At 64.1% G+C, this 12,788-nt stretch carries 15 protein-coding genes; 8 read left to right on the top strand and 7 right to left on the bottom strand.

Annotated features, from left to right (window positions below; all coding sequences use genetic code 11):
• Positions 1-91 precede the first annotated feature (91 nt).
• On the top strand, positions 92-631 hold the full coding sequence (locus tag HMI57_RS08610) for a gluconokinase (protein WP_171585539.1): 540 nt from the start codon (positions 92-94) through the stop codon (positions 629-631).
• A gap of 1 nt (position 632) precedes the next feature.
• Here the strand turns inward: HMI57_RS08610 and HMI57_RS08605 are convergent, their stop codons facing one another.
• Entirely contained in the window at positions 633-1,172 is a 540-nt protein-coding gene (locus HMI57_RS08605) for a TetR/AcrR family transcriptional regulator (RefSeq protein WP_171585538.1), read from the bottom strand.
• A 54-nt stretch (positions 1,173-1,226) separates the two neighbouring features.
• Between HMI57_RS08605 and HMI57_RS08600 the strand changes: the two genes are divergently transcribed.
• Both HMI57_RS08600 and HMI57_RS18835 read left to right on the top strand, forming a co-directional pair.
• Entirely contained in the window at positions 1,227-1,904 is a 678-nt protein-coding gene (locus HMI57_RS08600; RefSeq protein WP_216607275.1) for an alpha/beta fold hydrolase, read from the top strand.
• A gap of 23 nt (positions 1,905-1,927) precedes the next feature.
• Positions 1,928-2,125, top strand: coding sequence for a hypothetical protein (locus tag HMI57_RS18835; RefSeq protein WP_216607273.1), 198 nt, complete (start codon positions 1,928-1,930; stop codon positions 2,123-2,125).
• Here HMI57_RS18835 and HMI57_RS08595 read toward each other — a convergent pair.
• The gene (locus HMI57_RS08595; RefSeq protein ID WP_171585677.1) at positions 2,122-2,787 is read right to left on the bottom strand and encodes an NAD(P)-binding domain-containing protein; all 666 of its coding nucleotides are present in this window, start codon (positions 2,785-2,787) and stop codon (positions 2,122-2,124) included. The genes HMI57_RS18835 and HMI57_RS08595 overlap by 4 nt on opposite strands.
• Positions 2,788-2,898: 111 nt before the next feature.
• On the opposite strand from HMI57_RS08595, the gene HMI57_RS08590 reads away from it, so the two are divergent.
• On the top strand, positions 2,899-3,258 hold the full coding sequence (locus HMI57_RS08590) for a hypothetical protein (protein WP_171585537.1): 360 nt from the start codon (positions 2,899-2,901) through the stop codon (positions 3,256-3,258).
• Positions 3,259-3,298: 40 nt separating this feature from the next.
• Here the strand turns inward: HMI57_RS08590 and HMI57_RS08585 are convergent, their stop codons facing one another.
• Complete coding sequence (locus HMI57_RS08585) at positions 3,299-3,667, bottom strand: hypothetical protein (protein ID WP_171585536.1); 369 nt, start codon at positions 3,665-3,667, stop codon at positions 3,299-3,301.
• A gap of 334 nt (positions 3,668-4,001) precedes the next feature.
• Between HMI57_RS08585 and HMI57_RS08580 the strand changes: the two genes are divergently transcribed.
• Positions 4,002-4,328, top strand: a complete 327-nt coding sequence (locus tag HMI57_RS08580) for a hypothetical protein (protein WP_171585535.1) — start codon at positions 4,002-4,004, stop codon at positions 4,326-4,328.
• A gap of 303 nt (positions 4,329-4,631) precedes the next feature.
• Here the strand turns inward: HMI57_RS08580 and HMI57_RS08575 are convergent, their stop codons facing one another.
• The 4 genes from HMI57_RS08575 to HMI57_RS08560 form a co-directional block, all read right to left on the bottom strand.
• Entirely contained in the window at positions 4,632-5,315 is a 684-nt protein-coding gene (locus HMI57_RS08575) for an aspartate/glutamate racemase family protein (protein WP_228721008.1), read from the bottom strand.
• A 125-nt stretch (positions 5,316-5,440) separates the two neighbouring features.
• A complete protein-coding gene (locus HMI57_RS08570) occupies positions 5,441-5,917 on the bottom strand; it encodes a VOC family protein (protein ID WP_171585534.1) in 477 nt (158 codons plus the stop codon).
• A 105-nt stretch (positions 5,918-6,022) separates the two neighbouring features.
• A complete protein-coding gene (locus tag HMI57_RS08565; RefSeq protein ID WP_171585533.1) occupies positions 6,023-6,901 on the bottom strand; it encodes a YscO family type III secretion system apparatus protein in 879 nt (292 codons plus the stop codon).
• Positions 6,894-7,112 carry a hypothetical protein gene (locus tag HMI57_RS08560; RefSeq protein ID WP_171585532.1) on the bottom strand — a complete coding sequence of 73 codons (219 nt, stop codon included), beginning with the start codon at positions 7,110-7,112 and terminating at the stop codon, positions 6,894-6,896. The genes HMI57_RS08565 and HMI57_RS08560 overlap by 8 nt, the downstream gene beginning before the upstream one ends.
• Positions 7,113-7,553: 441 nt before the next feature.
• On the opposite strand from HMI57_RS08560, the gene HMI57_RS08555 reads away from it, so the two are divergent.
• From HMI57_RS08555 to HMI57_RS08545, 3 genes are all read left to right on the top strand, one after another.
• Entirely contained in the window at positions 7,554-9,593 is a 2,040-nt protein-coding gene (locus HMI57_RS08555) for an EAL domain-containing protein (RefSeq protein ID WP_171585531.1), read from the top strand.
• Positions 9,594-9,689: 96 nt separating this feature from the next.
• Positions 9,690-11,903 carry a catalase gene (locus tag HMI57_RS08550; protein ID WP_171585530.1) on the top strand — a complete coding sequence of 738 codons (2,214 nt, stop codon included), beginning with the start codon at positions 9,690-9,692 and terminating at the stop codon, positions 11,901-11,903.
• Positions 11,904-12,058: 155 nt separating this feature from the next.
• Positions 12,059-12,709 (top strand): hypothetical protein, encoded by a 651-nt coding sequence (locus HMI57_RS08545; RefSeq protein ID WP_171585529.1) that lies wholly within the window; start codon positions 12,059-12,061, stop codon positions 12,707-12,709.
• Positions 12,710-12,788 lie beyond the last annotated feature (79 nt).

The raw sequence follows: 12,788 nt of genomic DNA, 5'->3' as shown, positions 1-12,788 counted from the left end.
GACGTCCAGAGATAATCCGCCTGCTGCAGTAGGGTTTTAGTCACTACCGTCGATGCATGACGGACGAAATCCGATCGACCGGGGGCTGGGAATGACACGTATACAGACCCCGACAATCGTGGTGATGGGGGTCCAGGGCTCTGGCAAGAGCACCATCGGCGCCCTGCTCGCCGACCGGCTTGGTGTTCGCTTTGTCGACGGCGACGACCTGCACCCCGCGGGCAACAAAACCCTGATGGCTGCGGGCACCCCGCTGACTGACGAGCACCGGTTGCCGTGGCTGCATACCGTGGGCAACGTCCTGGCCCAGGGGCGCGAAGATGGCATCGTCGTCGCCTGTTCGGCCCTGAAGCTGGTCTACCGTGACGTGTTGCGCGGCCACGTGCCTGAGCTCGTCATGGTGCACCCGCACGGGACCATGGAACTGGTGGCGGCGCGAATCTCGGCCCGCGAGCACGAGTACATGCCGCCGTCACTGCTCGCCTCGCAGTACGAGAGCCTGCAGACCCTAGGCGACGAGGAACGCGGGCTGACGATCGACATCTCGCTCGCCCCGCAGGCCATGGTGGACCAGGTACTCACCTACCTGGACGTGCCAGCGGGCGCTGAGCAGCCGCTGGACGCCCACTAGCTCATCCCAGAGCGCCCCTGACCACCAGGGCGAAGGCCGGACGAGGGTCGCTCTGGTCATTGCGGACGATGCGGTGCAGGATCAACCCTTCCGCACAGGCCATCAGTGATTGTGCTGCGTTCACAGGATCAAGCGCCCCCAGTCCGTCGAGGATGCGATGGACCGACCCTTCCATGGCTACGCGGCCAGCCGAGACGGCATCCCGCAGTTCCGGGTTATGGCTCGCCTCCATGAACAGCACCAGCCGTGCGGTCGTCAGGGTCCGGTCGGGGCCGCTGACATGTTCCACCAGTCCTCCGAGCAGTTCAATGAGTTCATCAGCTGTGGCGGGGGCGGCTGCTGCTACCGGCGGTATCTCCCGCGCCACAATCCGGTCGGCAACTCCAGACAGCAGCGCGGCGCGGGTGCGGAAGTAGTTGGAGCTGGATCCCTTCGGCAGACCGGCACGTTGATCGACCCGGGCATGGGTCAACGCGCGCAGCCCGCTGGTCCCCAACAGCTCGATCGCTGCATCCAATGCCCGTACCCTCGAAGAGTCCATAACCAATACTATAAACATAGTGACGCAGCACTATGAACGTAGTAAAATCGTAGGATGACGACCACCGACGAGTCGATGCCCCACCTCGATAGAGTGGAACACCGCTTCCTCGACCTACCCGGGCTCCGCATGCACGTTGCCGAAGCGGGCTCCGGGGATCCACTGCTGCTACTGCACGGATTCCCGCAACACTGGTGGGAGTGGCGGAAAGTTCTTCCAGCCCTCGCGCACCACCCCCGGGTAATCGCCCCCGACCTCCGGGGTGCCGGCTGGACCGACGCTCCGGGCAGTGGTTACCACCGGGAGCAGCTCCTCGCCGACCTCCTTGGCCTGCTGGATGCCCTGAATCTGGAAAAGGTGTCGTTGTTGACTCACGACTGGTCCTCGCTGGTGGCATACCAGTTGTGCTTGCAGCATCCCGACCGGGTCCGCAAGCATCTGGCGCTCAGTATTCCGCCACCGTTCTTCGATTTCGACCGACGACTGGTCGCTGCGATCCTGCGCGGCGCTCCCTACAACCTGGTCGTCCCGCTGCCGTTCGTCGGACCGCAGCTGCTGGGCAAGCGGGACCAGGCGCTTGTCCGCTACCTGCTGCTGCAGTACTCGGGGGAGGAGCGTTTACTCCCGAGGACCTGGACATCTTCGCCGGGCGATTTACCGATCCGGCCCGGGCCCGCGCGGGGTCGGCGCTGTACCGCCGCTTCATTCAGCCCGAGGGTGTCCGGGCGCTGAAGGGCACCTACCGCAGTACCCCGTTGACCACTGACACCAGGGTGCTGCTGGGCGCGAAGGACACGGTCATGTCAGCGGAACTGGTCCACGGCTACGAGGCCTATGCCAGCGACGTCACCCTTGAGGTGGTCGATCACGCGGCGCACTTCATCGTCGATGACCGCCCGGACGTGGTCCGCGACCAGGCCCTGGCCTACTTCGGCGACCAGCGCGCCGCCTAGTCCATCTCCGCGTAGCGCTTCGCCCGCGAGAGCGCATCCCGCAGCTGATCGACGTCGAACGTGGGACCGTACGCGGGTGTATCCCGCTGGAAACGCCATCCCTCGGACAGCGCGCCGGCGTCGACCGGGTCGAACCCGAACTGCGACATGAGGGAGGCAACCGTCTCCTTGGCCGCAGCAGAGTCCCCGGCAATCGGCAGGGCACGCCGCCCCGGAGATCCCTCGGGGGTGCCCTTCGTGGTCAGATCCGCCGAGTAGATGTTGTTGAATGCCTTCACTACCTGCGAGGTAGCTAGGAGGTCCTGCAGCAGTTCGGCGGTGGTGCTCGCTTCGTTGTCGAGGACCGGAATGTGCCCGTCACGCTGCGGATAGTAGTTATTGGTGTCGATGACGATCTTCCCCGCCAGCGGCTCGGCGGGTACCGAGGCGATGTTCTTCAGCGGAATAGTCACGACGACGACGTCGCCCGCCGCGCCTGCCTCGGCGGGGGTTCCCGCGCGGGCGGTGCCCGTGCCAGGTGATGATTCGAGTTCGGCGACCAGGTCCTGCAGGGTCTGAGGCCCCCGCGAGTTGCTCACCACGACGTCGTAGCCATGCGCTACGGCAAGTCGTGCCAACTGGGAGCCTATGTGGCCGCTGCCGATCAAACCGATTGTCTTTATCTGTTCACTCATGCCCGGTACAACCATCTGCGGCCCCGGGTATTCCTGTTGCCGCTGGTGCGCGATCTTTGGATACTGGGTGTGCAGGCGGTTAGCGCACGGGAGACGGACATGAACGACAAGATGAATGACGCAGCCCGCCGGGTGCAGCGGGCCAAGGGGTATCGTGCCGCGCAGAGCGTCGACCCCGACTGGTGGGTCAAGGAACTGATTGTTCGGGAACGGTTGACGGGTCTGGCCCCGGAGCCGTTCCTTCTGCGGAAGGACGACGCTGAGCTGGACGGTCGTCTCAGGGCCGAACGGACAGAGGCGGGGGTCCGGGAGATCCTCGAGGAGTTCAATCGGAGGGTGATCAACGCGCGTCGTCAGTTGCTGGGTGGCCCGCCGGTGATTACCCGGACGCGCGACATCGATGCCGAGGTTGCGCGGTGGCGCGCAGGCCGATCAGGGTCGGCCGGGTCCGGGTCCTGACCAGTTGATAGTGTCCGGCCCAGTCTTATTTGGTGCCTGCCTAAGCCGGGTAGGCAGCTCGAAGCGCCCGCATGCTCAACTGTCCGCAGTGCTCAAGAGGCTCAAGGAGATTCTGCACACCGTTCAGGTCGTGGTTCGTGAGTCGGGTTTTCATCAGGGTGGCCAACGCGGCAAGTTGCTGGAGTCCGAGCATCTTGCAGGAGCTCTCGATGCTGAGGATGACGTCCATCAACTGTGCTTCGTCGCGATCATCGAGAGCGTGGGTCAGCCGGTAGTACCGCTGGTCCCACATGCCGATGGAGATCTGGATGAAGGCATGGCAGGCGACGGGATTCTCGAGTTCGCGCTCCAAATTGACCAACGCCTGCGGCGAATGGAGGGGTAGCGCTTCAATGGCGTAGTCGATCATGGTGTCCTGTTCTTCCCGGGGGTCTTCAGGTTAGAAGCTTCCGTCCACGTTGTAACGAGTGGTAGCTACCCGAATCGGGAGGCTCGGTACGCGGTCGGACATCCTCACTACCCGGCGAGAGTTAAAACAGGATGATCATGGGGGTGCAGATGCGTTTTATCGCTTAGTTCAACCACCAAGTGTACTTACTATCTGCCGAGGAGGCCAGTGTAGGCAGCATCCATGGGCCCGCATCAGCCCCGACACCTGTTTACCAAACGGGTGTTTGGTCTTATGATCAGATCAAGGTTTAGCAGGGGGCCACAGGAACAGAAGTGTCTTGTGGAGTGAAAAAATGAAACAGCACGAGATGGCAGCTGAGGCGGGCTCACGCCTGATGGCCACAGCCGAGTGGGAACCTGATTTCCCCTCGAAGCCGTCCGATCCTGAGGCCCCGGAGTCCGGGCTTCCGGAGGACCTCTCAGAACTTTCGGTCAGTGAGCTTGCAACTCTGTGTGACCGAGTCTTCAGCGAATTGGACCAGGAATTTCCCACATTCGGGGCACACGAGGACTACCGGCTCCTTACTGAGGAGCTGCAGTCCAGGGGAGAGCACAGGTCAGCCGAGGGGCGGCTGACACATGATGTTGTGGAGGGGGCGGACGATGATGAGCAATCATGAAGTCAGCGAGGACACACCAGCGCAGCCGGACAGCAGCGATGCGGTGACACAGCCAGAGGAGACACAGCCAGCTGACGATCCTAGGGCAACCCGGTCAGCAGACCGGAAGAGGGTCAGCTGGCCGAATCGGCGCAGATCGCGGAACCCTGTCTCAACTGGTTCGAATAGCGACCTGCAGCGGCTCGCCGCCCGGAGATGGGATTCACTGACCAAACTCAGCCGCCGCACCCGGCCCAGCGGCCAGTAACCTGCCCTCACGGCGAAGTACGACGGTTCGGGACGCGGTCGGCAGGTCGGGCTGCCCTATCGGGTTGCGCCGGCCAATTGCTCCGATGAGCGCCGGGTACCGAGGGCTGCCAGCTGAAGGGTGAGGGCAGACCCGGCGGCGAGCACTGCGTCAACAACTGGTAGGCCGTAACGGCGGCGCAGCTCGCGGGTCACTCCCATACTGGTCAGACCGGTGCACGCCTGCAGAATCACATCCGCGCCATCGTCGACCAGACGTTCCGCTGCACGATAGGTTTCATACACGCCGGACGGCGTGAGCAGATCCTGGGTATGCCGGACGCCGTCGGGGGAGCGGACCGAGTACTGCTGGCTGCCCAGGATCTGCGATACCGCGCGTGGCGGCGCGGCACCCAGAGCCAGCACTCCCACGCGGGATCCCAGCGCCAGCGCAGCTGCTGCGCCCGCCGAACCGGCGCCGACCACCGGCAGGTCGACAAGGCTGCGGACCTCGTCCAGTCCTGGATCGGAGGAGCAGCTGATCATGATGCCGTCCACCAGGGGCGCCAGCTCCGCCGCAATGGCCAGGACCTTAGGCGCGGCAGCGTTGTGGGTCAGGCGATTGTGCACGCCTTCCGGCTGGTCCTGCACCGCGCGGGACAGCACGTCGACGCCGAAAGACTCCCGGACCGCTCGCCCATGGATGTTCAGTAGACGTGGATCAGAGGAGGTGAGAACCCTAATGAGGCCGATACGTGTCATTGATCCCTCGTTGAATTGGCCGGTCAGTCAAACCCCATGGTGACACCGCCGGATTAACGCGCGGTTTCCGGAGGGTAAGCATTGGAAGCGATACGAGGAACTGTTGGTGGAGCGGGCCAGCCCGTCTATCCGCCGTTGTAGGCGCGCTCCAGCTCAGAGATCTCAATCTTGCGCATCGTCAGCATGGCCTGCATGGTGCGGGAGGCTCCCTCGGCGTCGGGGCCAGCCAATAGCTCGCCGAGGCGTGCGGGGACAATCTGCCAGGACAGCCCGTATCTGTCCTTGAGCCAGCCGCACATCGACTCCTCTCCACCATCAGCCGTCAGCGCGGTCCAGAGCCGGTCGGTTTCCTCCTGGGAAGGAGTGCTGACAACCAGCGACACCGCTTCGGTGAACTGAAACATCGGCCCACCGTTGAGGCCCTGGTAGGGGACGCCGTCGAGAAGAAAATCCACAGTCATCACCGTGTCGGCGGGGACCGGGGCGCCGTCGCCGTACCGGGAAATGTTGGTGATCCGAGAATTCCCAATCAGCGACACATAGAACTTCGCTGCCTCCTCGGCCTGGGTGTCGAACCAGAGACAGGTGGTCATCACTGACATATCGGGGCTCCTCGGGTGCGGGGTGGAGGGGACTGAATACGGGTTCAACGCGGTGCTGGTCGTAGTCTGGACCGGTCCGGGAGGTTCCGCAAGAGCCTGCCTTCGTCAGCCGAGGAGTCGCTCCAGCTGGCGTTTGGCCTTGTCCACGGCCCGCTGCGCGTCGCGGGCGGCGCGTACGGCGCCCGACTGGACGCGTTCGGCGTCGTCAATCTGCCCGTCCAGTGATCGCAGATCGTTCCTCAGCTCGGTCAGGCGGCGCTGCAACTCCTCAATCTCGGAGGAGAGGTCCTGACGGCGGTCCTGCAGCTTGGCGATGCGCCGTCCCGCATCCTCGGCGTCGTCGTCGGCATCTGCCAGCGTCCGTTCGGCGTCTTCCAGGTCATTGCGGGCGTCCTCGACCTCTGCGTCGCCGTCGTCCCCGGCCTTCTGCGACCCGGAGGCAGGGCCGCTGGTGGGCCGGTCAAAGGGCCCACCCACTGCGCCAGCAAGATCGACTGCATCCCAGCCGCTGGCAGTGAGGGCGCGCAACAACCGGCCGGTGGCCACCGCAGCTGCCGCGTCCGGGTCGGTCATCGCGGCGCGGAACGTCTGTTCTATTTCGGCGGCAACCGATGCGCTGACACCGTGGCCCAGCTCCTTGGCGAGGGCCAAGCTGTCCTTGCCCAGCCCAGCCAGTAGCCGCTGCCGCTGTTGGCCAAGGTCCTTCATCCGGGCCTGATCGAGGTTCTCCTGGGCAGCCCGCAACTCAACTCCCAATGCCAGGGCTTCGTCCACCGCGGGACGGCGGTGCAGGGTCAACATGTTCATGAGCCAGCCCGCCAGTGACGGTTTGGGTAGCTTTTTGACCTGGCTGGCCATTTCCTTGTCGGCAATGTCCTTGGCTCGGGCGTTGCGTTCGGCGGTGAATTCCTCCAGGGGCAGTCCGTAAAGGTACGCGGCGGCCTCGGCCAGCGGAGCGCTGTCCGAGGGAGTGGTCTTACCCAAAGGGTGGGACCGACGGCCCGGGTTCCGGATAGGGCTGTTCAGGAAGGGTCCCGGGCAGCGGGTCCTCGCCGGGAACGCCCGGAACGCCGGGAACGCCGGGTACCTCCGGGATGCCTGGCTCGCCCGGAGGGAATGGCTCCGGCGCGGTGTCCGGGTCCGGCGACGGGGAGGTTGGATCCGGATCAGGCTCCGGTGGCTGCGGGATGGTCATGGGAGGTCCTTCCAGGTGAGATTCCGGCAACCCGGCCGGGGTACGCGTGGGTGTGATGACACCCTACGCCGGTTGCCAGCACGGGCCAACGTCCTCATCTGATCAGGACCGGCACCTGGGGCGGCGTTGGTCGCGCCGCCCGGCCCGCCCATAATGACGCTCTGTGTCGTGCCCTCGACCAGACTGAGGGACGCCCGAGCTGGCGTCCCTCATCCGCTCCGATGAGAGCTTGCCGGCCGGGTTCTAGGCGGCTCGGGCGGCCCCGTCGTCGTCCGCTTTAAAGACTGGTTGGACCGCGGGTGAGGTACCGGCCATAAATAGGGCTAGCATTCGTGTTAGGAAGTCAGTCTGGGGAGACGTGCTGCGCCTTTTCGGCAGTAATGACATACGGTCACAGGCGTGTCATGTCGGCGCGCGGTAGTACTGAAGGAAATGAGCCATATGGCGCTGAAATGGGGACCCCGGTTCAAGGGGGAGGGGTTGCCTGAGTCGCTCTTCGCGCGTGCGCACGCTGCCATGTCGGAAGTCTCGCTCATCACCGATGCGAACCAGCGAATCCTCCACATCTCAGACTCGTTCACTGCGATTACCGGGCATAGTGCGGCGGACGTGATCGGCCGGAATTGCAGCATGCTGCAGGGCCCGGGGTCAGACCCGGAGACCAAGAGCGCCATGAGGGCCGCGTTGGCTGCGGGTGAGCCTTTCCGGGGTGAGATCCTCAACTATCGCAAGGACGGATCGGCCTTCTGGAACGATCTCAGCATTACGCCCCTGTGCAATGCCGCGGGGAAAGTGACGCACTTCGTCAGTGTCCAACGCGACATCAATACCCGGATGGCCCTGCACGAACAGCTCCGCTTCCAGGCGTTGCATGATCCAGTCACCGGGCTGCCCAACCGGGTAGCGCTCGCGGAGCGCCTGTCGGAAATCTTCACCGGCGGGAATCACGCCGACGTCACAGCTGCCGTCGGCATGATCGACCTTGACGACTTCCGTTCGGTCAATAACGCGTTCGGCCACGAGGCCGGTGACCAGCTGCTCAAGGAATGGGCTCTCAGAATGCAGGCGAACCTGCGCGACGGCGACTTTCTCGGCCGGATGGGTGGGGACGAGTTCATCCTGGTGGTGCAGGACATCGACCGGGCGTCCGCGGCGGCTGTGCTCGCTGACATTCTCGACGTGCTCCACGCTTCAGTGGAGCGACCGTTCCTCGCATCGGGCCGGAGCGTCAAGGTGGGCATGAGCATGGGGCTGGCACTGTTTCCTCGGGAGGGCTGCGACATGGCATCGCTGCTGCGCCGGGCCGACGATGCCCTGTACCAATCGAAGAAGACGAAAAACAACCGTGCCCGGTGGTGGACGCTTGCGGCAGCTGATCCACTTGTCGGAGAAGGGTCGAACCTGACCTACCTGCGCGGAGGGGGTGCGGTGCCGCGTCCCGACGCGGATGTCATCGACACCTATCGCAGGCAGCTGCGTGGCGGCGGATTGGAAGCGCACGTGCAGCCAGTGATCGATCTCAGGGATGGGACGGTTCACCTGTTCGAGACGCTGGCACGCCTCCGGATGCCCGATGGGCGGCTGATTGCTCCGGGGGAGTTCCTGCCCTACCTGACCGAGGTTGAGCTCGACGAACTGTTCTCCCGGATGGTCGACCAGGCGCTCGGGTGGGTTGCTGCCTGGCAGCGGGAAGGGCTCAATGCCAAGGTGTCAGTGAATCTTCCCCCGAGCACCCTGCTGAATCCCGAGTGCCTTGAGCTGGTGCGGAGTGCGCTGCAGCGCCATGGAGTGTCAGCGGACCGGTTGGGGCTTGAACTGCTGGAAACCCAGACCCTCGAGTGGGAGGTGCAGCGGGATGCCCTGGACCAACTGGTAGCGCTCGGCGTCGGGCTGGCAATGGATGACCTGGGTGCCGGTTATAGCAGCCTCAAACGGCTCTCCGCCCTCCCCTTCAACGCGATCAAGCTGGACCGTGAGCTGTTGTCCGAAATCCGCAGGAAACCGGTGGAAACGCTGAGCATGATTGCCTCACTCATCCAGATGGGTCGGGACTTCGGAATGGACGTGGCGATTGAAGGACTGGAGGATCTGGGAATAGCTGAGGCCGCCGTCGTCCTCGGCTCACCCCTGGGGCAGGGGTATTACATCACCCGCCCTTTTCCTGCTGTCGAGGCGGTCCAGTGGGCGAAAGGATTCACGCTGGACATCAATCCTGCTGTCCCCCGCACCTATCTGGGTGGGTTGGCGTATCACTGGCAGTTTGCGCGGTTGGGGGCGCCGCACCCGCGGCCGCTGGAAGAGTGCCCTCTTACCGGGCTCCTCGATGACAGTCCTGCCAACGACGATGTGATGCGCTGGCACGCCCAGCAGCACGACACCGATGCGAATCATCCGGCGGCTGGTCGTCTGCTGGTCGACTGGCTGGTCTATCAAATCCGCAGGAAAGTCGCCGACATCCCGGGGGCCTTCACCCCGGTCTGACTATCTCGCCGCCAACTACAAAGCCTGCTTAGTATTAAGTGTAGGCTGGGAAGGTGGAGCAGGAACACTGCCCCGCCTGAGCGTTTGGAGCGATCAATGACTGAAGAGAATTCACCCAAGACCAACCCGCCTATTCCCGGTGCACCCTCGGTGGAGCCACCCAGCCTGACGGAGCCGGTGGAACCTCGCGAGCCACTGCCACCCAAGCCAGATCAGGACGCGCCCGAGACGGTGTCGCCCACCGGCACTCCCACCGGCGCCGCCAAGACGGTCAACTCGCAGAGCGGGCGCTTCCTCACCACCGCCCAGGGCACACGGGTCGCTGACACCGATCACTCACTCAAGGCGGGACCTCGTGGGCCGGTACTGCTCCAGGACCATCACCTGCGCGAAAAGATCACCCACTTCGACCACGAGCGCATCCCCGAGCGTGTAGTCCACGCCCGCGGCGCGGGTGCTCATGGAACCTTTGTGGCCAACGGTGCCGCAGCAGGCGTCACGAAGGCTGGCTTCCTCGCCAAGGACGTCGAGACCCCAGTCTTCGTGCGATTCTCCACAGTGCTGGGCTCGCGGGGCTCAGCTGACGCGGTACGTGACACCCGCGGCTTCGCCACCAAGTTCTACACGGATGAGGGCACCTACGACCTGGTTGGCAACAACATCCCGGTTTTCTTCATCCAGGATGCCATCAAGTTCCCCGACGTCGTCCACGCCGGAAAGCCGCACCCGGACCGCGAGATCCCACAGGCGCAGAGTGCGCACGACACGTTCTGGGACTTCGTCTCCCTGCATAGCGAAGCGCAGGCGCACACGATGTGGAACATGTCCGACCGTGGCATCCCTCGGTCGTACCGGACCATGGAAGGCTTCGGCGTCCACACCTTCCGGCTCCAGAACGAGGCCGGGGAGACCACGCTCGTGAAGATCCACTGGAAGCCCAAGCAGGGAGTGCACTCGCTGGTCTGGGAAGAAGCCCAGATCATCAACGGCATGGACCCCGACTTCCACCGCCGGGACCTTGCCGACTCGATTGAGGCCGGCGCCTTCCCACAGTGGGACCTGGGCATCCAGACCTTCCCGGATACCGACGACGAAATGTTCGAAGGCATTGACCTTTTGGACCCTACCAAGTTCGTCCCAGAAGAGTTGGCTCCCGTCCAGATCATCGGCACGATGACCCTGAACGCCAATCCGACCAACTACTTCGCTGAGACCGAGCAGATCGCCTTCCACCCGGGGCACCTGGTGCCGGGCATCGACGTCACGAACGACCCCCTGTTGCAGGGCCGGTTGTTCTCCTACATCGATACCCAGATCAGCCGTCTCGGAGGCCCGAACTTCGCACAGCTGCCGATCAACCGTCCCCACGCACCGGTGAACGACATGCTGCGCGACGGAATGCACCAGACTGCCGTCCACGGCGGAGTGGCGCCGTACCGGCCCAACTCGCTCGACGGCGGTTGCCCGTTCCTCGCTGGCGAGGACATGAGCGCCTACATCGAGGTGCCCGAGGAACTGCCCGCTTCGCACAAGGTAAGGGAAAGCCCCGCCACGTTCGAGGACCACTTCAGCCAGGTGCGGATGTTCTTCAAGTCCCTCACCCCGCTGGAGCAGGACCACGTCATCTCCTCGTTCACCTTCGAACTTGGCAAGGTCTACGAAGAGACACTGCGGGTACGTCAGCTCCAGCACCTGGCCAACATCGACGAGCGTCTTGCCGCCGAGGTTGCCCTGGGTCTTGGTCTGACAGCTCCAGCACCAACGGTGCAGGTCGAGGACCACGAGCCAAGCCCGACCGTCTCGCAGATCGGCGGCACCTGGCCGATCGAGGGCCGGATCATCGGCATCATCGCCGACGCCAGCAGCGACCTCACGGCCGTTGCCAAGCTGACCAGCGGCATTCACGACGCCGGGATGGTTCCACTTCTCATTGCTCCCACCGGCGGAAAGCTCGACGGCGAGATGGTGGTCCAGCGGACCTACCTCACCGCCCGTTCCACCGAGTTCGACGCACTGATCCTTGCCGGTGCTGCAACACCGGGCGACGATGCGGCGAACAGCCGTGACGCGAAGGCAGGATCACCGGGGGTCACTATTGACCCACGGGTTGCCCTGCTTCTTTCCGAGGCGTTCAGGCACTGCAAGGCCATCGGCGGCGTCGGTGACGTGGCATCAGTCCTGCAGGCCAGCGCCATCAGCATCGATGCGCCGGGCGTGGTGACCGGTGACGCCACTCCGGTTCTCACCACCCTGGGTGAGTTGCTGGCCGAGCACCGCGTCTGGGACCGGTTTCCGACACCCGCAAAGTAAATAGGCAAGAGGCATAACTGACCGTCGGGGGAGACCCCGGCGGTCAGTCGTCTTTAACGCCTGACCCGGGGGACAACTGACCACCGCGTGGTTATTCTTGGCAGGAACGGTCGAGTTTCTCAGGCGGCCCGGCAACCCCAGGAGGGACGGTCCACATGACACTGAGTTTGCGCGCACGGCTCCAGGTGACCGCGGTCGGGATGCTATCGGCAAGCGTGTGCCTCACCGGATGCGCTTCGACCCCGGGCGAGCGGGAAGTGGCGCCCTCTGCGACCGACCTGCCAGGGGCAACTTACCTTGCCGATTATCCGGCGTACGAGTCCCTGGAATCACTTGAGGAGAGCGCTGATCTGGTCGTCGAAGTTCTCCTCACCGGGGAGTCCCGGGCCGACGTCCTGGAGCCGATCGAGCCCGAGGACCCGACTGATCCAATGCAAAACCCCGAGTATGGCGCGCCTCCGGCTGATCCGAACGCGCCCACCCCGCCGCCCATTACTGTCACTGTCTTCACAGCAGAGGTGGCAACGGTGGTCAAGGGCGAAGCTCAGGTGGGGGATCTCATTGAAATCCAGCAACTGGGGGGTGTGAGTGCCGGGGCAACCTACGTGGCCGGGCAGCAGGAGTCGCTATCGGATATCGATGCCGCACTGGTCTTCCTGGAGAGCTTCGACGGCGAACCATTCAGTCTTCTCAATCCGCAGGACGGGCTCATCCCGAAAGAAGCCGGTGAGTTCGCTCCACTGCCAGGGAATGCCCTCAGTATCACGGCCGAAGACGTCGAAGCGTACGTGGCGGACAGGAGCTAGGGGAGATTACCCTTCGGGCGGTTCCCACCCGTCGTCCTCGCACGTTGATAAGAGTTGGGCACTAGCGCCAATAATTGTG

Origin of the sequence: Arthrobacter sp. 260, assembly GCF_013116745.1 — a bacterium.
Classification (GTDB): Bacteria; Actinomycetota; Actinomycetes; order Actinomycetales; family Micrococcaceae; genus Arthrobacter_D.
The sequence above is the reverse complement of the archived record's forward strand: the minus strand, read 5'-3'. Positions and strand labels throughout refer to the sequence as shown.

Coding starts and splice junctions, on each gene's coding strand:
- HMI57_RS08610 (WP_171585539.1), top strand. CDS start 92: ATGACACGTATACAGACCCCGACAATCGTGGTGATGGGGGTCCAGGGC.
- HMI57_RS08605 (WP_171585538.1), bottom strand. CDS start 1,172: ATGGACTCTTCGAGGGTACGGGCATTGGATGCAGCGATCGAGCTGTTG.
- HMI57_RS08600 (WP_216607275.1), top strand. CDS start 1,227: ATGACGACCACCGACGAGTCGATGCCCCACCTCGATAGAGTGGAACAC.
- HMI57_RS08590 (WP_171585537.1), top strand. CDS start 2,899: ATGAACGACAAGATGAATGACGCAGCCCGCCGGGTGCAGCGGGCCAAG.
- HMI57_RS08585 (WP_171585536.1), bottom strand. CDS start 3,667: ATGATCGACTACGCCATTGAAGCGCTACCCCTCCATTCGCCGCAGGCG.
- HMI57_RS08580 (WP_171585535.1), top strand. CDS start 4,002: ATGAAACAGCACGAGATGGCAGCTGAGGCGGGCTCACGCCTGATGGCC.
- HMI57_RS08575 (WP_228721008.1), bottom strand. CDS start 5,315: ATGACACGTATCGGCCTCATTAGGGTTCTCACCTCCTCTGATCCACGT.
- HMI57_RS08570 (WP_171585534.1), bottom strand. CDS start 5,917: ATGTCAGTGATGACCACCTGTCTCTGGTTCGACACCCAGGCCGAGGAG.
- HMI57_RS08560 (WP_171585532.1), bottom strand. CDS start 7,112: ATGACCATCCCGCAGCCACCGGAGCCTGATCCGGATCCAACCTCCCCG.
- HMI57_RS08555 (WP_171585531.1), top strand. CDS start 7,554: ATGGCGCTGAAATGGGGACCCCGGTTCAAGGGGGAGGGGTTGCCTGAG.
- HMI57_RS08550 (WP_171585530.1), top strand. CDS start 9,690: ATGACTGAAGAGAATTCACCCAAGACCAACCCGCCTATTCCCGGTGCA.
- HMI57_RS08545 (WP_171585529.1), top strand. CDS start 12,059: ATGACACTGAGTTTGCGCGCACGGCTCCAGGTGACCGCGGTCGGGATG.